10 protein-coding genes are annotated in these 21842 nt (G+C 32.0%); 4 read left to right on the top strand and 6 right to left on the bottom strand.

The window, feature by feature from the left end:
- Positions 1-3 precede the first annotated feature (3 nt).
- From Q0870_RS07045 to Q0870_RS07030, 4 genes are read left to right on the top strand one after another with little or no spacing between them, the layout of a single operon-like run.
- Entirely contained in the window at positions 4-795 is a 792-nt protein-coding gene (locus Q0870_RS07045) for a class I SAM-dependent methyltransferase (protein ID WP_298553742.1), read from the top strand.
- Positions 792-2792, top strand: coding sequence for a condensation domain-containing protein (locus Q0870_RS07040; protein ID WP_298553739.1), 2001 nt, complete (start codon positions 792-794; stop codon positions 2790-2792). The genes Q0870_RS07045 and Q0870_RS07040 overlap by 4 nt, the downstream gene beginning before the upstream one ends.
- A gap of 20 nt (positions 2793-2812) precedes the next feature.
- Complete coding sequence (locus tag Q0870_RS07035) at positions 2813-5215, top strand: condensation domain-containing protein (RefSeq protein ID WP_298553736.1); 2403 nt, start codon at positions 2813-2815, stop codon at positions 5213-5215.
- Positions 5216-5218: 3 nt separating this feature from the next.
- Entirely contained in the window at positions 5219-5947 is a 729-nt protein-coding gene (locus Q0870_RS07030; RefSeq protein WP_298553733.1) for a 4'-phosphopantetheinyl transferase superfamily protein, read from the top strand.
- A 10-nt stretch (positions 5948-5957) separates the two neighbouring features.
- Here Q0870_RS07030 and Q0870_RS07025 read toward each other — a convergent pair whose 3' ends face one another.
- From Q0870_RS07025 to Q0870_RS07000, 6 genes are all read right to left on the bottom strand, one after another.
- Positions 5958-6941: a type IX secretion system membrane protein PorP/SprF gene (locus Q0870_RS07025; protein WP_298553730.1), complete on the bottom strand. Its 984-nt coding sequence runs from the start codon at positions 6939-6941 to the stop codon at positions 5958-5960.
- A 22-nt stretch (positions 6942-6963) separates the two neighbouring features.
- Positions 6964-15138, bottom strand: coding sequence for a T9SS type B sorting domain-containing protein (locus Q0870_RS07020; RefSeq protein WP_298553727.1), 8175 nt, complete (start codon positions 15136-15138; stop codon positions 6964-6966).
- Between the two features lie 418 nt (positions 15139-15556).
- Positions 15557-18169, bottom strand: a complete 2613-nt coding sequence (locus Q0870_RS07015; protein ID WP_298553724.1) for a PorP/SprF family type IX secretion system membrane protein — start codon at positions 18167-18169, stop codon at positions 15557-15559.
- A gap of 1 nt (position 18170) precedes the next feature.
- Positions 18171-19595 (bottom strand): gliding motility-associated C-terminal domain-containing protein, encoded by a 1425-nt coding sequence (locus tag Q0870_RS07010; protein ID WP_298553721.1) that lies wholly within the window; start codon positions 19593-19595, stop codon positions 18171-18173.
- Between the two features lie 138 nt (positions 19596-19733).
- The gene (locus tag Q0870_RS07005; protein WP_298553718.1) at positions 19734-21059 is read right to left on the bottom strand and encodes a hypothetical protein; all 1326 of its coding nucleotides are present in this window, start codon (positions 21057-21059) and stop codon (positions 19734-19736) included.
- Between the two features lie 321 nt (positions 21060-21380).
- Positions 21381-21827 carry a hypothetical protein gene (locus Q0870_RS07000; RefSeq protein WP_298553715.1) on the bottom strand — a complete coding sequence of 149 codons (447 nt, stop codon included), beginning with the start codon at positions 21825-21827 and terminating at the stop codon, positions 21381-21383.
- Positions 21828-21842: the final 15 nt, after the last annotated feature.

Genomic DNA, 21842 nt, shown 5'->3' with positions numbered 1-21842 from the left:
ACCATGAGGAAAATAAAACGATCCAGTGCATTTGAAGTAGTTGTGACAATAAATGACGAAAATTTTATAAATCCACCAAAAGATGCTCAGAGAAATGCCATTGTAAACCGTGCACTCAAAGAATTTGCTGGTGATTTAAATATTTTAAATAAACAAGCAAAAGAATTTGTGCCTGGCGCTACTGTTCATGCATCAAAAGTAGATAGAGAGCAAAAAGTAATGGGCGACCAAGAAATTATGGAAGATTGGCAAATTCCATTAATGAAAGAAATGGCAAAAACTATTGCTGAAGATGGAGGTGATATTTTAGAAATAGGTTTTGGACGCGGTATTTCTGCTGAAATGATAATGCAATACCCAATAGCATCTTATACTGCAATTGAATGTAATGATGACGTTATAAAAACATATTACGAAGATTTTAAGAATAAGCACTCAGACAAAAACTTAAAACTGGTTCATGGCTTATGGCAAAACACAATTGAATCTGTTGATTTATTTGATGGTATATTATTTCATACTTACCCATTAAACGATGATGAGTATATGCAATATGTTAACGGCAGTATTACGTTTGCTGAACACTTTTTTGAACACGCATCAAAACATTTAAAACCAGGAGGATCATTTACTTATTTTTCAAATGAAATTGACTCTTTAAGTAGAGAACACCAGCATTTAATTTTAAAACACTTCTCATCGTTTAGTATAAAAGTAATTGACCTAGAAATGCCTGAGGACGTTTTAGATACTTGGTGGGCAAACTCTATTGTTGTAATTAAAGCAATAAAATGACAAAAGACAATTTAAGACATAAACTTGAGCAACTTTCTGATAATGAAAGGCAACTACTAGCTATTAAGGTTAAAGAGTTGCATACTAATATTCAAATATCTAACTCTACTACGCAAAAAAAGATTGTAGCTTATGTTAAGGGAGATTCTTATTTAGATAAGGACGATTTAAAAACCTATTTAAGGGCTAAACTTCCAGATTATATGATTCCTTCAACTATAAATGTTTTGAAAGACATACCATTGTTGCCTAATGGAAAGGTTGATAAAAAAGGATTGCTAAAAACTAAAGACCAAGCGTCTTTTTCTGAAGCAAACAAAAATGGTATTGTTAATCCTAAAAACGATATAGAAACTAAACTAGTTCAAATTTGGGAAGAGGTTTTAGGCTTCTCTCCAATTAGTACAAATGATAATTTTTTCGAAATTGGAGGAGACTCCATTTTAAGTATTCAAATTGTTGCAAAAGCAAGAAAAGAAGGTGTTCATTTAAAAGCAAATCAGCTATTCGAAAATCAAACCATTGGAGAACTTGCTTTGTTTGCAAGCACTTTGGCTGATGCAAATTTAAATAATACTAACAATAAAGTACTTGAAGGAGAAACACCTTTAACACCCGTTCAACATTGGTTCTTTGAAACTCATAAAAATGCACCTCATTTTTGGAATCAAGTTGTTGAATTGCAAAACATAAGTGATGTTGATAGTAAAACATTTGAAACAATCTCAAAACAAATAATTACTAATCATGAAGCATTAAGACTTAGTTTTAAGCAAGAAAATAATAATTGGCAAGCATTAATTAAATCTTCAGACGCCATTGAAAGCTTCTATCATTATAATTTAGATAATGTGGATACAATTGATGCACAAGACAAAAAAATAAAGGATATTTTATTAAAACTACAGGAAAGGGCAAAACTATCAGAAGGTAATTTATTTAAAATGATATTTTTTGATTGTAATCATATACAATCAAACAAAATAATATTAATTGGGCACCACTTAATTGTTGATTTAGTTTCTTGGAATATTATAACAAACGAAATTGCACAGATTATTAAAAACAAATCTGAGAATTTCATTATAGATACAGGAAATAACAAAACAGGAACGATAAAAGATTGGTCCGATTATTTAGAAAAACGTATTGATAAGAATCTTATATCAGATGAACTCAACTATTGGACATCTCAAATTAGTGATAATATAGAATTTCCAACAGATTTGGTTTCAAATGCAAAAACATTCTATGAAAACTCAATTATTTCGCACACTTCAAAGTTAGATAGTGAGTATACCAATAACCTAGTATTTAAAGCTAACGAGCCATATAACACAAAAGTTGAAGACTTATTAATTGCTACAATAATTTCAACATTGTGCGAATGGGGTAGTTTAGAAAAGGTATTGCTGGGCTTGGAAAGGCAGGGTAGAAATGTTGACAATCTAAGTTTAGATGTTTCAAGTACTGTAGGTTGGTTTACATCCTTTTTTCCTATTTTACTTGGATATAATAATTCTACAGATATTGGGAATCATATTAAGTTTATTAAAGAAAAACTCAGAGCAATACCTAATAACGGATTAGGATTTGGAATTTTAAAGTATCTTTCAGATGAAAATACTTCAATACTTAATCAATTGCAACCCAAAGTGGTATTTAACTATCTTGGTAAATCAAATACTGAAAGTAAAAATAAAGCATTTAGTTTTAATTTTTTAGAATCGCCAACAAGAGCTCCTCTTAGCGAACGTAATTATGCTATAGAAATTAACGCTCAAATTATAAATGATAATTTATTGGTGAATTGGAGTTTTACCAAAGACCTTTACAAGGAAGAAACAGCGAAAATAGTAGCAGACAAATTTATTCAAAATTTAAAAGCTACTATTGATTATTGTATAACTCAAAATGACGTTTCATATACGCCATCAGATTTTCCTGAAGCCAATCTTAATCAAGACGATTTAGATAACCTTTTGGGTCAATTTTAATTTTGCCGTTTTAACAATCTATGGAAAATAAATCAAAATCGACAGTTGAAGCTATATACCCTTTAAGTTATATGCAACAAGGGTTACTACTTCATCATCTTTCAAGTAAACTTGACCAAGGTTTTTTAAACACAGAATGTAATTTAAAAGGTGACTTTAGATTGGCAACATTTAAGGAAGCTTGTGCTTATATTATAAAACGGCATAGTGTTATACGCTCTACTGTACACTGGAAAAACTTAGAAAAATCACTTCATGTAATTCATAAAACTAAACACATAGAAGTAGAATATTTAGATTGGTCAAAGTTATCTGAAACTAAAAAAAACTCAGATTGGGAAGGTTTAAAACAATCAACTTTAAAAATTGGTGCCAAACTAGAACATGGAGCTTTATTAAGAATTATAGTTATTAAATTTTCAGATAATCAACATAAACTTTTATGGCCTATGCATCATATTTTACTTGATGGATGGTCTGGAGGTATTATATTAAAAGACTTATTTAAAACCTATAGTGCCATATACCATAATGAACCTCCTCAACTTGAAACGTTACCTAATTACAAAGCGTATTTAAATTGGAAGAACAACCTACCGCAAGAAAATGCAAAAATTTTTTGGAATAGTTATCTAAAAAATTATAAGAACGCAACACTTTTTAGTAATCAAAAAAAAGTCAATCTCCAAGAAGACGTTACTCTTGTGAATTCGTTTACTTTAAATGAGGACGCAACAATTCGAATAAAATCATATTGCAAAAAAAACAAAATTACTTTTAACACATTAATACAAAGTATTTGGTCACTAGTTATTGCAAAATATTTTAATACAAATGATGTTATACATGGAACTACAGTTTCAGGAAGATCTGGAGATTTTCCAAATATAGATTTGTTAACAGGTATGTTTATGAATGTACAACCTATTCGGGGAGAAATTGATGAAGATTTAAACTTTTCGGATTGGTTCCAAACCATGCAAAAATTTCATTTTGAAGCTAGGAAATATGAGTATTTAAGTTTAGACAAACTCTATTCATATATAAACTGGTCAGATAATTCTATACTTTTTGATAGTTTATTGGTTTTTGAAAATTATCCAACCCCAAACACTGAAGAATCTGTACTACAAGTATCAAACGTTAAAAGCGGTTTAACCTCGACATACCCTATTACTCTAGCTATTCTTCCTAGTAGTGAAACTAAATTCATACTCTCTACTCTAAGTAAACATATTAATCAAAAATCGGTAAATTGGATTATTGAAACTTTAAAATCCATCATTAAATTAATTACAACAGATCAGGTTATAAATTACTCTGAGTTAAATAAAAAAATATTACCACCCAAAGCGCAGACTAGTAATAATATTAATGATGCAAATACAATTGATGTAACAACTTATAAAGCTCCAAAAAACAAAACGGAACTTGCTATAACACAAATTTGGGAAAGTATACTAGACATTTCCCAAATAGGCGTTAATGATAATTTTTTTGAAATTGGTGGTAAATCACTTTTAGCAATAAAAATGTTTTCTATAATTAACAGTAAATTTAAAACTAAGTTACCTGCTACCATTCTTTTAGAATATCCAACTATTGCCAAACTTTCAAATTATTTATTAGCTGATGATGGCACAAAAACATGGAAATATATAGTCCCCATTAAATCAACAGGTAGTAGTACGCCTTTGTTTTGCATACATGGCGGTGGTGGTTATGTTCTATTTTTCAATCCATTAGTAAATACATTAAACAAGAACATTCCTGTTTATGCATTACAACCTGCTGGTTTGAATAGTAAAGAAAAAATGCATTCTAGTATTGAAAATATGGCAATAGATTATGCAAGTGAAATAAAAGCCGTACAGCCAGAAGGGCCATATAATTTATTAACCTACTGTTTTAGTCCTGCCGTGGGAATTGAAATAGCAAACATTTTTAAAGCCGAAGGAGAAGAAACAAATTTGATTGTAATTGATAGCATTATAAAACAAGAAGATTTCACAAGTCCTGATAGAATAAAAATGAGACTAAGTGGCTTTTTGAATCGTTTTATAAAAAACCCTATAAATGCTGTTAAATTAATGGTTTCAAATAATTACGAGCGCTATATTGAACCTACGGTAATTAAATTATTTGCAAATGAAGGTAAAAAGAACCTTGATAAAATTAAGCAAAACTTAATTAAAATTTATATAAAATATAGCTGGAATAAAAAGCATACAGATGATGTGTTATTAATTTTAACCGAAAAAGCCGACAAGAAATTAAATCCCATATATATTAAATCTTGGAAAAGTATAACAAATGGTGATGTTAAAGTAATTTATACCACTGGAAAACACCATGAACTTTTTGATTCTCCTTATATAGAAAATATAGCTAAACATGTTGAAAAAAACATATATAACACATAGAAAGTGCCGCACTTTTCAAAAAACAACAATTTCTTATTAGCCGTAAATCAAGTTCATGTTTGGTGTATTAGTTTTGATATTTCTGAAAATGAGATTAATTACTTAAAGAGTTTCTTAACTGATGATGAAATTATTAAAGCTTCAAAATTTAGATTTGAAAAAGACAAAAACTGTTCTATAATTACTAGAGGAGCATTGCGCCTGTTATCAGGTAAATATCTAAAAACAAATCCCAAAGACATCATATTTAAATATGGACAATTTGGAAAGCCAGATTACAGGATGAAAACTAATCTAAAATTTAATGTTTCTCATTCGGGTAATAAGGCAGTGATAGGGTTTGTATTAAATAACGACATTGGCGTCGATATAGAAGATATAAAAACCAATTTTGAAATTTTAGATATTGCTAAAAACTACTTTTCAAATATAGAAATTAAAGCCTTAAAAAAACTACCTAAAAATTTACACGCAAAAGGTTTTTATAGATGTTGGACCCGAAAAGAATCGTTTATTAAAGCTAAAGCGAAAGGTCTTTCATTTCCATTAGATTCATTTTCAGTAAGTATAGAATCAGATGACAAGGCAGAATTATTAGAAACAAAATGGGATGATAATGAAAAAGACCTTTGGAAGTTATTTTCCTTTTCCCAAATAGAAAATTATGTAGGAGCTGTTTCCATTAAGGGTAATATCCAATCTATAAAGTATTTTAACTTTAACAAGCTATAAATTACCTCAACTATTTACGAACCGCACTTTGGGTACAAGGACAATTGCTAATCCCTTGTAAAAAGTTTAATCCAATAGTAATTACATGAGTACCAGAATTAAATGCAGATAACTCATTAGTTGTTATTTGGTAGGCATAACCAAAGTAAAATATAGACTTTTGGAATCCTACCATTGGCCCTACATTTAAAGGTTTGAGTAACTGATCATTTAAGAATCGGTATGAAATACCTGCCCAAAAATAGTCGTAATCTCTATTGTATTTTCTAAACTTAAAATTAATATCGGTACTAGAGCGTTTGTCACTGGTAAACATTTGATAATATATAGAAGGCTCAAACTCCAAGCCACTCTTTTTAGGCCCTTTAAAAGTATAACCAGCATAAATTTGATAGTTTAAAAGCAAATTAGGCTCTGATACACGTATGGTTTCATCCAGCTTTTTATCTAAAATATTGTTTACATTAAAACTAAAAAAAGCACCTTTATACCTCAACAAAGCACCAACATCAAAATTATAATTAGTAGTACTTCTGTCGTCAGTAACAAAGGGGTCTATAATTGGATTTTCTTGAGTGGTATTAAAATTCTCTATATCAATTCTGAAATTATTCCAATTAAAAGAAACGCCAAAAGACAAATACAATTTTGAATAATAATCTAAAACAAGGTGGTGTGCAAAAGATACTTTACCACCCGATTGTAATGTATTTCCATTTTTATCTTTATAAAAAGACAAACCAACTCCAGAGCGGTCTGCAATTCTAACATCACCATATATAGATACGTTATCTGGCGCATTTTTTATACCAACCCATTGTGTTAATCCGTTTGCTCTAATTTTTAAATTATCACCAATACCTGCGTAAGTAGGAGAAACAACAAAATCGTTATCTGCTAAATATTGTGTAAATACTGGCAAATTCAACTCTTGGCTATAACCATTTGAGATAACCATGAGAAGTAAACCAATATATAATTTTTTTAATTGCATAATTTTTTAGTTTTGGGGCTAACTACCTATATAATGTAAAGTGTCCTACAAATTCGCGATCGTCTCGCGATTCATTCAATTTTACAACATACCAATAATCTCCAGAAGGCAATTCTATACCTTTATACTTTCCATCCCATTTATCCCCTATTCTTAAGGTTGCTATTTTTCGTCCATATCTATCAAAAATATCGAAGGTTAAGTTTTTATATTGATTGGCACAACCTGGGCCCCACCCATCCAAATTACCATCACCATTAGGTGTGAAATAGTTTGGTATACAAACATCTACATATTCAAAAAATCGTGTTGCAGAAACTTCGCAACCATTAGCATCAATAACTGTAACTGTATAATCTCCTGATTCAAAAATCAAGAAGGTATTTTCATCACCATAAGACTGTCCATTTAATCTAAATTCGTATGGTTCCGCTCCACCAGTTGCAACAGCAACAATTTCGTTTAACCCGCCATCATCGATTGCTAAAGCTAAAATTTGAAATGTATCTATTTCGAAAGGAATCCCATTATCCGTAATTTGAACACAACCATTTGGATGACGTACTGCAATACTATGCGGTCCTGGTGTTAAATTTTCATATATGCCAGTGCCAGTTGCAAAAGTGCCTCCGTCAAGTGAGTATTCTAAAACGGATGTATCTACTATACTTGAATCAATAGTTACTGTAACTCTATTAGTAACTGTATTTGTATTATTTGTTAAATCATTAATACACTCATAATCAACATTAGCTAATGGCTCAAGAATTACTGGGTCTTGTAATGGAACAGAAAACGGACTATCACCTCCACAGTTACCACTATCTAGAACGTAAACCATTTTTTCGCCACCTTCTAATCCAGAAAATGTATAGATTGTTGTACCAAGTGGAAGCGGTGTATATGTTACATCATCTAAACTCACACTATATGGAGCCTCTCCTCCAAATATTTCTATAGTAAACTCTCCTATTGAATCACCATCACAAGGTGCTTCACTAATAACAGTATAAGTAAAGCCTAATGGGTCTGGTTGTTCTATTTCGAAATTATACGTTACATAACAACCTAATTCATCTTGAACTACAATATCATAAATTCCAGGTGCTAGATTTTCAACAGTTTCTACATCAAAAAATTGATCTAATTGTGGAGAAATCGCATATTTTATAGTTCCAGAACCTCCAGAGGTGGTAATTTCTAACATCCCATCATTTTCTCCATTACAGGTTACATCAATAGGATTGAACGATACATCTAAAGGAGAAGCGGCATTTATAATTGGTGCAACAGCAGAAACTTCTAAGCAATCTCCACTATCTACTTGTACTTGATAATTTCCTACTGGAAGATTTGTAAATACTCCAGGACTGTCTTGAGTTACTGGTGTTATAGGATTTCCTGATGTATCCTGTAAAGTATACACATAACTACCAAGCCCCCCTTCCGCGGAAGCGATAATAACACCATTGTCATCTCCAGCACAATTTATTACTGCATTAGTAGTATCTAAACTAACGGTTAATGTAGGTAATGGGGCGTTAGTAATTTCGTTTGAAACTATTGAAGAACAACCATTAGCATCTCTAACATAATATGCATAATTTCCAATAGTTACTGAAAAAGTTGCTGATGTAGCAAACGTTCCTAATATAGTTGTAAAAGAAGCTGTATCACTATATTCGTAAGCTCCTGTTCCTCCAGTTGCACTTAATGTTAATGTAGTTTGCGTTGTACACGTTTGAGATGTTGCTTTTACTAAACTTGCTTCAACTTCTGTAGGTTGATTAATAACAACATTAGCAGTAGTGAATTCACAATTATATCCATCAGATACAACTACATTATAGGTTCCTGCTCCTAAATCATCAAAAGTTGGAGATGTTTGCGGACCAGAAGCACTCACAGTTGGAGTAAGCATATTAAGCGTGTAACTATAATTAGTGCCTTCACCGCCAGTTACTGCACTTACTGTAATACTTGCATTGGTATCTCCAAAGCATGATAGCAAAGTAGGAATGGCCGAAATTGAGGCATCTATAGGTGTTGGTAAATTAAGAGTTATGGTTTCTGAATCTATACAGCCACCAGCATCTCTAACATTAACAGTATATGTACCAGCTGATAAATTAGTAAATGTTCCGTTTGAAGAATAAGTTACCGTAGCTGTTCCAGTTAGTTCATATTCATAAGTTCCCCAACCTCCTGTTGCTGTAGCTGTTATTGTTCCTTTATCATCATCACACGTTACGTTAGATGTTTCTAAAGCAGTCAAATCAAGAGCTTCGGATGGTGATGGAATAATTACACTAGATGTTGATGAACAAAACGGACTAGCTATTTCTGTAATGACTACTGAATACGTTCCTGCTAAAAGCCCTGTAACTAATTCTGGATTTGTAGACGTATTTGCATTTACTACTCCAAATACTGAAACTGATAAACTATCAAAAACTTCATAAGTATAAGCTCCTGAATAGTCATTTACATTAAGTTCAAAACTACCATTATTGTCTCCAAAACATGTTACAGCCGTTGGTGTTGTAGTAAATGTTGGCGGAACTGCTTCTGGAATTACAACAGTAACATTTTCAAAACAAGTTGTTACAGTATCTGTTATTGTAACACTGTAAGTTCCAGGTGGCACTCCAGAAAATACATTTCCTGTTAAAGAAATTGATGCTGGATTTGGAGTTATAGTATAGGCGTATGTACCTGTACCTCCTGAACCAGTAATAGTTATTTCTCCATCGTCATTATTACAAGTTGATAACGCTGTTAGTGTTGGTACAATTTCTAATGGAGCTTCAATATCTACCGAAACTAAGTTGCCACAACCATTAGCATCTTGTACCTCAATGGTGTGGGTTCCTGATGATAAATTTGAAACCGTAAAAGGTGCTGTTCTAGTTTGAAAAGCGCCACCATCAATACTGTAAGTATATGGTGCTATACCAGCAGTTGTTAATGTAACATCTATTTCAAAATCACCTTCTGCAATTGTACATTGATTATTTAATAATGCATCAATTATAGGTTCTGGGTCTAAGTCAATAGTTTCATTAATTCTAATTTCACAACCATTAACATCTCTTACAACAATATCCCAATTCATTCTTATAGCATAATCTAAATTTAGAACATTATTAGTTCCAAAATCTGCTAATACTGGAACAAAACCAGGTGCACCTGATGCATATTGATAAGGTCCTGTACCTCCTGTTGCGGTTATAGTTACCTGTGCTCCGACGTTACAATTTGCATTAATTTCTGAAGTAACGGCTGATACAAGCGGTTGAATAGGTTGAATAATTTCAAATAATTCTGATGTTGTACACAACGTACCGTCTGCTTCTCTAACAAATAGTGTATAATTACCTGCTGGTAATCCTGAAATACTTCCACTAACAGAAGCTCCAGTTAACCCAGTAAATGTGCCATTTTGCGCCGGAATAATAGGTGTGTTTGTTAATTCATCTTGAACTTCATAATATATTGAAGTTACCGAAGCATCATAATTTAATACGGTAAAGTTAACCGTGCCATCATTATCACCATTGCAACTAACATCTGTTGTTGTAACGGCATCAATATCTATTGCAGATAAAATAGGTGTAGTAACTTCTATAATTGAAAAACAACCTCCAGAATCGATAACTTGAAATTGATATGTAACACCATGGTTTAATCCAGTAAAGGTGTGAGTTGTTGATACTGTAGGTCCAAAAATTGTTGCTGGTTGTCCAAATATAGAATATGTAAATGGCCCTGCACCAGAAACAACTGAAATATCTACTGTAGCACCTGTGGCACATGAGCCCGTAGTTACGTTACTAACTAGGCTAATACTTGGTGGAGTCTCTATTCTTTGTGCATCACTTCTATATTCACATCCATTAGAATCAACAATGGTAACATAATAATCGCCAAAAGATAAACCTGAAAAAGTATGCGTTGTTGATACTGTTGTAACACTTGCTCCTACTTGGGTATATGTATTATCATATAAAGAATAAACAAAAGGAGCAACACCGCCAGAATCAACAGTTATATCTAAGCTTCCTGGTGCGTTGGCATTTGCAATACATTGTACAGGGTTTCTATTAATTGTAACATCTATTGGTAAAGGATTAGCTAAACTAACTGTTCCTGCTACCTCACAACTTCTGCTATCTCTTATAACATAGTTGTAATTTCCAGCAATTAAACCACCAAATACATTTGACGATACAAAAGTTGTTCCTCCATCAAGACTATAAGTAAATGGTGCTTGACCTGTTAAGGCTGTTAATGTAATAGAACCATCGCTATAACCATTACAAGTAGGATTAGTTAATACTTCGGAAGCCGTTACTAAAACTGGAGCATTAATAGTTTGTAATGCAGATTCTGCAATACAACCATTAGCATCAGTTATTTGAAATTGATAAGTTCCATCTGTAGTTGCGGTATGTGTAAATGATGTTCCTGCAACAGCATTAGAACCACTATAGGCGCTTCCATTAAATGAAACAGCATATGTAAATGGTGCTATTCCTCCTAAAATTGTTCCAGTTATAATACCATCTGATGATGCTGTACAATCTAAATCTTTCGTAATTACTGTATTTACAGTTATTGGAGGTAATGGTGCAATTGTATATGTTTCACTATAAACACAACCATTAGCATCTCTAACTTGGAATGTATAAGTGTCTGGACTTAATCCAATAAAAATATTTGATGCTTGATATACTGTTGCTGCCCCGCTTGGTGCTATAATTTGATATTCTAAAGGTGCAGCTCCTCCAGTTGTTCCAGTAATAGTAACATCTGAAGTAATTGCAGGACAACTTAATGTTGTACTGCTAAAATCCATATCTGTTGGTGGATTAAGCGCATCTATTATAATTGGAGCTGCTATAAATGCACATCCACTAGAATCTCTTATAGTTACGGTATACGCTCCTTCTGTCAATCCTGTAAATGTTGTTCCAGATTGGAAATTTACACCATCAAGACTATATGTATAAGGAGCTGTTCCTCCTGTAACTCCTGAAACTGTAATAATCCCATCCGAAATACAACTATACGGTGTTGTTAATGTAGCTGTACCCGTAACGCTTGCTAAAGTTATTATACTAACGGATTGTGGGGCTGTGATACACACACTTGGCCCAGAACTATACTGAACCACAACATCATAAGTCCCATTTGCTAAACCAGTAAAAACATTTGAATTTGAGAATGTAGAACCGTTATCAATACTGTATTCTAAAGTATTTCCATTTGGGTTTGTAACATTAAAAGTTATAACACCTACATCTCCAGTATCAGAACATGCAATATCAGTTGCATTAACAGTGAATTCTGGAGCAGGAATAGCATCAACAGTAATAGATGTTTCCGCAGAACAATTATTGGAATCAACAACTACAATATTAAATATACCTGGGCTTGAAACTGGTATAGTTGGTATGGTTTGAAAAGCTGTTGCACCGTTTACAAAATAAAAATATGGAGGTGTTCCTCCTGTTGGATAAATAGTAATTTCACCATCAGTACATGTTAATGGTGTTGTTAATGCTGAAGTTGCTTCTAATAAATCAGGTTCTACAATATCAATATCTTCAGAGTGTACACAACCATCTTCGGTAGAAACATCAATGGTATATGTTCCAGGATTTAAGTTTGAGAATGTATAACTATTTGGATTTATTGGCCCTACATTATTTACTAAAGTTCCTCCTTGTGAGATTGAAAAGTAATATTGTGGACGTACATCATTAGCAGCTATCGAAACACTTCCTAAATCTCCATAACAAAGTGGTTGAGTAACTATAGTTGAAACTGTAAAATCTGTTTGTCGTATTTGTACATCTGGTACTGTGAATATACATGGATTAGGGTCTACTCCTATTTGTTTAATATATACAGAATAAATACCAGCTGTATTTACCGAAAACACATTGCTGTTTTGATAGTTTACACCATCAATACTAAACTCGTATCCACTAGGAACACTGCCAATAACAATTTCACCTGGCGTGGTACAATAAATATCTCTTGATGTTACTGTAGGTACTAATAAGTTTGTATAAACATTAAAATAAAACTGGTTGAAACATCCTCCATCGTAGTTTAAAGTTAGTCTGAATTGCCCAGCAGTATCTGCCATAAAATTAGGACCTGTTGTTACTTCATTCCAAGTACAAGCAGCATCTTCATTTGCACAGTCTAAGTTAGTAACAGCTGTACAACTCGTTTCATCTAACTGTTCCCAAATAATAGATGTCGTATCCGTAATATTAGTTTCAATAAGTCTTGGACCATTACCTCCACATAAAAATATATTTGGTAGTTCTTTACCATCATTAGGGCAAATAACAACCTGATCGGCAAACGGAATTACTGGATTAGTTACACCTGCTCCAAAAGTAATTACTTCAAAAACTTGACTTGTTGATTGACAAGGTGCAATGGCCGTATTTTCCACATAATATGTCCCTGTTGACGTAACTGTTATTGATTGCGTTGTTCCTATTACTGGTGTTCCTGTAGGGCTTGTAGACCATGAATAAGAGTCATATCCACTGCCTGATGTCAACACCGTACTTGCTCCACAAAGAATAACTTCTTCTTCAAAAACACAGTCTATATCCGCTAAAAAATTAGTCGCTCCAGGAGTTAATAAACAACCTGTATTAGTATTAAAACTTGGGTCATCTGAAATTGTAAATGTAGGATTCAATGTCCCGTTATATGTTGAAAATGCCTGATTACTGATTATATTAGAACAAGCATCAGTCAACAAACTACATGTTGAAACTACGGTAACCTTAAAACGAATTTCTTGAACAGGGTCATTTTCTTCAACCACAGAATTATCAACACTAAAAACAAGTTCTCTTGTTGTTGGATTGTAGCTTTGTACTGTTACTCCTGCTGGTAACAATCCAACATCCGCTGGGTAATTAAATACAATATTAGTTGGAAGAATATCCCTAATTATAAGATTTGTTGCATCATCATTTCCTGTATTTTGAAACCCTAATACATAATTTAGTTCGTCTCCAAGGTTTACAAGCATACCTCCAATATCATTTCCAGCAGCATCCTCTACAATTTTAGTTAATACAATATTAGGCTCAATAATATCTACAGCTAAAGAGAAAAAATATGGAAAATAAGTATCTCCACTTGTTTCTAAACGAACAGTAGCTGAAGTCGCATCATTTGCTATAACAGAATTTGCTGGATTTGGCACGACAATCACTCCAGTATCAAAACCTAAAGTATTAGTACTATTTGGGTTTCTATTAGTTACAGGTAAAGCGCTCAATTGTGTTACCGAACTATTAAAAAAGTTAGTTGCTGGTCTATCTGCAGTTGATAAATTTAAACCATTAAGCAATAATTGATCACCTAGAATTGGACTATCACCTTCTAAAGTAGCAAATGCAAAATTTGCTCTTACAGGTGCAGGAGCAGGAATGGTTCTAAATCCTGAAACAGGGATATCTAAGGCCGTGTTTCCTCCTGGAACACTAATGGCACTAAAACCATCAAAACTAGTTATTGATTTACCGGGTAATGTAGGGTCTTCATATACAATATAAAGTGACCAACCTGCAGAATTACCAGTACCATTATAAGGTGTAAAATTAGCTGTTTCCCCTTGTAAAGACGAAACATTTGCTACAGTATACGTTCCTAAATCTGAAGCTAAGCTTGTAACAATTGAAGTTACATCTGCATAACAGGCATAAGGAAAACTATCGCCACCATCAACCGATGTTCCTGCAGCGTCAAAAATAACGGTTCCCACAATATCATTATATCCACCCGTAGGACCTCTAAATTTAACATTAGTAAAAGGTTCTGCTCCTTCTGTTACCGCTCCCCAATATAATCCCGCATGTATTATTCTATAACATCCTGGATTTGGAATTGTTAAATCTGCACTTGAAGAATTAAATGTAGTAGCATCACCATCAATATCAATATATACCATTTCCACATTATGATTGTACACCGTACCATCATTAAATGCATTGTTATCAGGACCTAATATATTATTTCCTATTAATTGAATATCTCCTTTTAAATCTTGATTAAATCTAGGCGTAAAAGGAACATAATTTTGTGCAAATAATGGCAAACTCAATAAAAGGAGTAACAAAACAAGTCCTTTGCTTACATAAGTAGTTTTAGTCATGGTCGATTACATTTATTACTTCATATTACTTAGGGGGCACTAACATGAAGTATCAATCATTATCCAATATATAAAAACAGACTATTCTTACAATAATTACCGTTAGTCTATATTTAACGTTATTAAACCGCATAAATATCGTGAATAAATTTGTATTAATAATAAGGAGTGTGAATATTTTTGCACACTTTATCGAAATATAACAACTTTTATCGATGAATAACCAAAAAAATGTAGTGTTTGGATTACTTTTAAAGATTTATATGATAAAATTACTTCAATAATTTAGAGTAACACATTTAAACAGGAATAGCTTATCTGAAATAAATAACAAAAATATAAGACTGAAAATAGATTTTTATGCCAACATACATGTACTACTTATAAATAAACCTTAAAGAAGAAATTAATGTAAATTCTAGTTTTCAATTTTAACCAGAGACATTTTACTGTTGTATGCCTTATTGCCTTTATTAGCATCTAAAGAGTTTTTAGCTTGACCTATATTATTAAACCTCTCATAATAGATGTAGTATTTACTAGTATTTAAGTCAAAGAAGAAATTGATGTCTTTTTCTCCAGCAGCAACAGCTTTCTCTAAAAACTCATCCCTCTTACTTACATCGTTATGAACTGCAACTACTAAATAATACCCATCATCAACATTATTTACACCTTTTACAATTTGAATATTGCTAAGTTCTTCTCCATAATCAAAATCATCTTTGGTTAATGGAGTTGTAGCTGACTTAGTAAACTTCTTAATACGTTCTAAAGCTGCTCTATCTTTAATATACCTATCATCTTCATTATCATATTCCGCACGCTTAATTCTTCTTCTTCTTTCAAAATCCGTAGCCACTTTTATATCACTTAATGATAAGATTAATTTTTGTCTTCTATTTTGAATTTTTAATTGTTCAGATTTTAATTCAGCAATAGTATTAGCATATGCAATATTTACAGCGTCATTTTTATCTTTTACCTTCTTAAGTCTTTTTTTGTAGAGTGTCTCTATTTCGGTAATTTTTGCATTTCCTGTTACAAAAGCATTATCAATTTTAAGTTTCAAGCTTTCTATTTCGGCATTTTCTGCTGAAACACTTTTAAAAGCCTTTGGAGCACTGACAATACCTTGTTCACTCAAGTCATTCTCCTCTTTTAAATCATCTAAATCTTGTTGTTTAATTGCCACTTTTTCGTTCAATTGACTCAGTAACTCTTGTTGAGCGTTATTAGACGCTTCAGCAGATTTTTTAAATTCAATCAAAACTTCATCAAGAGCAATCTCTTCAATTTGGGTTTCCTTCGTTGCCTTAGTTCTTTCTTCTTCAACCAATTTAGCTTCAGCTTTTATTCTTGCAGCTTCTGCTATTTTAGCTTGTGCTTCCTGTTCGGCTTGAACACGTGCTACTTCTATCACTTTTGCTTTTGTAGCTTCTTCTGCTTTAATTCTTGCAGCTTCCACTATTTTAGCTTGTGCTTCTTGTTCAGCTTGAACACGTGCTACTTCTATAGCTTTTGCTTTTGTAGCTTCTTCTGCTTTAATTCTTGCCGCTTCCACTATTTTAGCTTGTACTTCCTGTTCGGCTTGAACACGTGCTACTTCTATCGCTTTTGCTTTTGTAGCTTTTTCTGCTTTAATTCTTGCAGCTTCTGCTATTTTAGCTTGTGCTTCCTGTTCGGCTTGAACACGTGCTGCTTCTATAGCTTTTGCTTTTGTAGCTTCTTCTGCTTTAATTCTTGCAGCTTCCACTATTTTAGCTTGTGCTTCTTGTTCAGCTTGAACACGTGCTGCTTCTATAGCTTTTGCTTTTGTAGCTTCTTCTGCTTTAATTCTTGCAGCTTCTGCTATTTTAGCTTGCGCTTCCTGTTCGGCTTGAACACGTGCTACTTCTATCGCTTTTGCTTTTGTAGCTTCTTCTGCTTTAATTCTTGCAGCTTCTGTTTTATTTGTATTTACTTCATCAGAATTAACAGACTTAGTATCTGCAACTACAGGTTTTACTTCCTTACGTATTACAGGTTTTGATGAATTTCTGCGTTTAGCAATCCTTTTATTTTTCTTCTTTGAAGCTATTAGCAATGCTTCCTCCTCATCATCACCACTATAATTATATCTGTTATTATTTATAAATTTATAGGCTAAGGTAATATCATGAGAATTTCCAAAAGTTGAAAATCCACCAACTCCTTTTTCAAAATTGTATTCAATAGCAATATTTGATGAAATGTTTAAACCAATACCAGCAGAAGCGGCGTACAAACTATTGTATCCTGCTTGCATCCAAATACCTTTTGGCACCATTAACATTATCATCCCCGAGATTATGGTTTGATCTTTTTTAAACTCAGAACTTATTAAACCTGAAAATTTACTTTCGTCAAAAAAGCCACGGCTATTTATATAACCTGTGTACATTATGTGTCCTTGTATACCTTGTTCAGGGTTATCCTCTATCATTTTAGAATTAGTGAAATTATAGGATACTAGGTTTTTTACAGAAATACCAAAATCAAAAAAATCAGTACCGTAATTTATTCCTGGGTTTATTGAAATTATTGAATTTGATGGGAAGTTGTCAAGTGTTGAATCTGGAAAATTGGTAACTACATTACCATCATTTAGTCCACTGTTATAAAACCCAAGGTTAATACCAAAAGTTAGATTATTATCTCTATTCAAAACCGCATTATAAGCGAAATTTACCACCCCTCCAAAAGTTGTTAGCACACCATAATCTTGTTGAAATAAGGTAACACCAGCACCTATGTTTTCTCGAAATCTGCCAGAATATCCAAATAAATAAGTTTGCGGCGCATTATCAAATTGCACCCATTCTCGTTTATTATTAAAACTTATATATTTATTTGACTCCCTAACAAAACTAAAAGTTGGATTGATAAACTGTCTATTAAATTTTAAAGAATTTCTAGCTGGTATATTAAGTGCAACAGCTCCACCCTCTTGAGAATGGAAATTTTGCGCAATGCAAAAAAATATAACTATATGTAATAGATAGTTTTTCACTTTATTTGATGATCATAATTGAGCCTTTTTTTGTTTTACCGTCCGATGTAGTTATAATGTAATAATACAAAGGGTTTATATCTTTAAAATCTAATTGATTTTCTGGCCAATTGTTTTGATAATTATTTGTTCGAAATACTGTTTTGCCTTGAGAGCTTATTATAAGTACCTGAGTATTTGTACCGTTAACATATTTTTTAGGAATGACCCACTTATTATTTATAGGTGTAATAATATTTGGTATTTTTTCAACATTTGGAAATGCAGATCTTACTATAAATAAAAATTCAGTTGAAGCATTACATCCTGTATTTTGTGTAATTACCACTTTATACGAACCCGATTGAGTAACGTCATAGCTATTGGCAGTTACTCCATTAATTATCGAGTCATTTAAATACCATTTAAATTCTGGGTTATTTGCCGTAGTAGTAACAGTAGCGAGTAACGTTTCTCCTCCATCTTCATCGATATCATTAACATCATCAACGTCAATACTACTTGAAAATCCTGTATTGTCAAGATCTATGAGAGCACTAGTCATACAATTACCCAAATCGATGCTAACCGAGTATTCTCCAGGCTCGTTAGTTTCATACATTTGATTTGTTGCTCCTGAAATTGCTTTACCATCCTTAAACCATTGATATCCATTAGCATTTATAGCACTTAAAGTAGTTGGACCATCTGTTATACAATACGGATTACCCAAACTAGAATTTATATTACTAGTTGTACTTGATGAAACTTCGCTTATTGTAACTCCATTTGAAATTGATTGGGTAGTACATGAACCATAATTTGTTCTTACAAAATAAGTCCCTGGTTCGTTTACAGATAATGTTTGTCCGTCTGATACAAAATCACCTGATGGCGGGTTTTCTCCCTTATACCATTTATAAGTTAAAAAAGGATGTTTTAATGGAGAATCGCCTGGGAATTTATTAATGTCGTCAATAGTTAATAAATAACTACCTCCTGAACAATACACTGCTGTTTCTATTAAATTATTGATTGAAAAATCTATATCATGGGCTTTATAATACGCTGGAAAAGACTTTGAGCTGGAACTAATTATAGAAGGAGCAGTACTTTTTATTCTTATTCTGAAAGCTTCACCTGCTGTTGTTTCTGGTAATGAAAAACTAAAATTAACTGGTGATGCCATTGCTGTACCAGAAGTATAAATTACTGTAGGACTAGAAAAACTTCCTGTACCATCTGATAGTTCTGCTATAAATTGATTAGTTGATTCAAACGCCGATTCTGGTGAAAAAGTAAAAGTTATATTATATGTATTAAATGAAGGGCTTGCGCATGCCTGCGTAAAAACAAAACTAGGTTTACCAATAAATTGAGCATTGGTAGTTTCATTTAAAAAGAAAATAAAAAAAACAATAACATAAAATCTCGTAAAGTTTCTCATACAATTTTATTTACTTAAATAAAACGTCTAGAAACTAAAACCTTCTAACGTCTTTGGTTAGAATTATTAAATAATTTCCAAGATATAATAGAGGGTAAATAGGAAAGTACAAAAGTCTAGCGTCTTATCTTTTAAATTTTAATCCGTTTTTAAGTCTGAATCTACTTCGTTTGATGCAATAATTTTATTAATTCGTAATCTGTAATCTGGTTTTTTAAGACTTCTAGTATCTATAAAAGTTTCAAAATTATCGCCTTTAGAGTAAACATTAAAAAAAGCGCTGTTACCATACCAGTTTTCTAAGTCTTCATTATTATAATTGCCATCTACAAAAATATTGCCGTTACAATTATTAAACAACATAGCATTAAAGTTAATCTTCTCTAAGCTTTCTTGATTTACAATTATATTCTCGTACAAAATCACTGCTGGATTAAACCCAGAAATAACACTTTTACTCATTGTTAGAGTAGCATTTTCTCCAATATAAACAGCTTCTTGAACCAAGTTCATTTTAATATCTGTTTCTAAATCTTTACTATCATTTAAAAAAGTTAAATTTTCAGCTACTAAAGAAGTTCCTTTTTTAGTAAAATCAACCTCTTCTTTTTTATTATATGATAAAATTTGCAAACTTCTTGAACCATCACTACTTGAAACGTATGGAGACCTTACTGCTAAAGAGTTAAATAAACTACATTGAGCACCATAATTAAATTTATAGTCATTTCTATTAGTTCTATAGGAAATCATGTTATTCATCCTAACTGTTCCTCCTAACACTTCAAAAGCATTTCCAGCAGAATAGCTTATCATAATATTTTCTATAACTGTAGTATTACCAACACCAGCTAACAATAAACCATTAAAATAACTTCCATTATCAACACGTTTACCTGCAAACTCAATTCTAACATATCTTAAAATTCCAGAATTATCATCAACATTTTCGCCTCCATAATTTGCTATTCCGCTAGCTATTTCATTAAACTGATTATGAAAAGATGCCACAGAACCATTACCAAATTTATTAGAGGGTGCATCACCAAGAATAGTAATTCCTCCCCAATCTCCAGCTCTTTTAACACTTCTGTTTGATGTAAAAACTATTGGATCGGTTTTTAATCCATCAGCAATTATAGTTGAATTCTTTGAAATAGTAAGAGACCCTTTTGATTTATAGTCGCCAATAATTACTGTACCAGGCTCTATTGTTAATGTTGCATCATTAGTTACAAAAACACTTCCTAGTAAAAGGTACACTTCTCTTTTATAAAGTGTTGTATTTTCAGTAATCTTACCTGTTAATATTTTTGTAGGCTCTCCATATTCCTCTTGGTTAGGCTTAAATTCTGTCCAATTATTAAGCCAGTTGCTTTCACCTACTATCCCTTTTTCTTGTTGGGCATAACTATTTGCCGATAAAAAAAGAAGTATGAAAATGATTTGGGTAAAGTTTTTCATAGTCAATTATTTTAGATAAAAACTAAAAGTATTTCTTAAAATCTAGTCCTCAAAAATACAAAAATATCTATGAAATACCAATTATTTCGTTGAAATACACTAAATGTACCTTTTATGAAAGATTAATAATCGATGAAATGCAACAAGAGTCAAAAAAAAGCAAAAATTTTATCTTAATCTTTCAAATTGCAGAGACTGTCTAAAAAAAAATGTTTAGTTTTTAAATATCTTCCATTTTAAACAGAACATATTTAAAAACTAAACATCATAAAAATACATGCTCAAGAAAAGAGCAAAGTCATTTATAAAATTTATCTGTACTTAGCGAAAATCATTATATTGATGAAGTGATTTCATTATCTCTTCATAAAATAATATTCCTGCAATTAAATTACCTGTATCAGAATATGGTAAATATTCTAAATGAAACTCTTTAGATTCCTCAATATAGTTATCGGTAGCCTCAAACTGACTATCTAAAGCTTTTTTATTATCGTTACTATTTTGAATCCCTAAAGAGGCCATAGTTATTCCAGGTTTTGTTGCAAAAGCAACATAAGGCAAAGTTCTTACAAGTACTTGTATCCTTTCAGAATATAAAGCAATTAATTGTCCTTTTTGTAAACGTTCCAATTCACCTTTATTATGATACTTGCTAATTGTTACTTTTTCACTAATAAAACTTTTTGGTCCTTTCTTTTTTTGAGCAAAACCAATGCTTGTAAACAGGAAAAGGCCTAAACTAAATAAAATAATCTTCACTTTCATGTCGTAGATTTAAGG

Origin of the sequence: uncultured Algibacter sp. (genome assembly GCF_947487575.1) — a bacterium.
Taxonomy (GTDB): domain Bacteria; phylum Bacteroidota; class Bacteroidia; order Flavobacteriales; family Flavobacteriaceae; genus Algibacter_B.
Note: the sequence above shows the minus strand (reverse complement) of the source record. Positions and strands in the feature narration are given on the sequence as shown.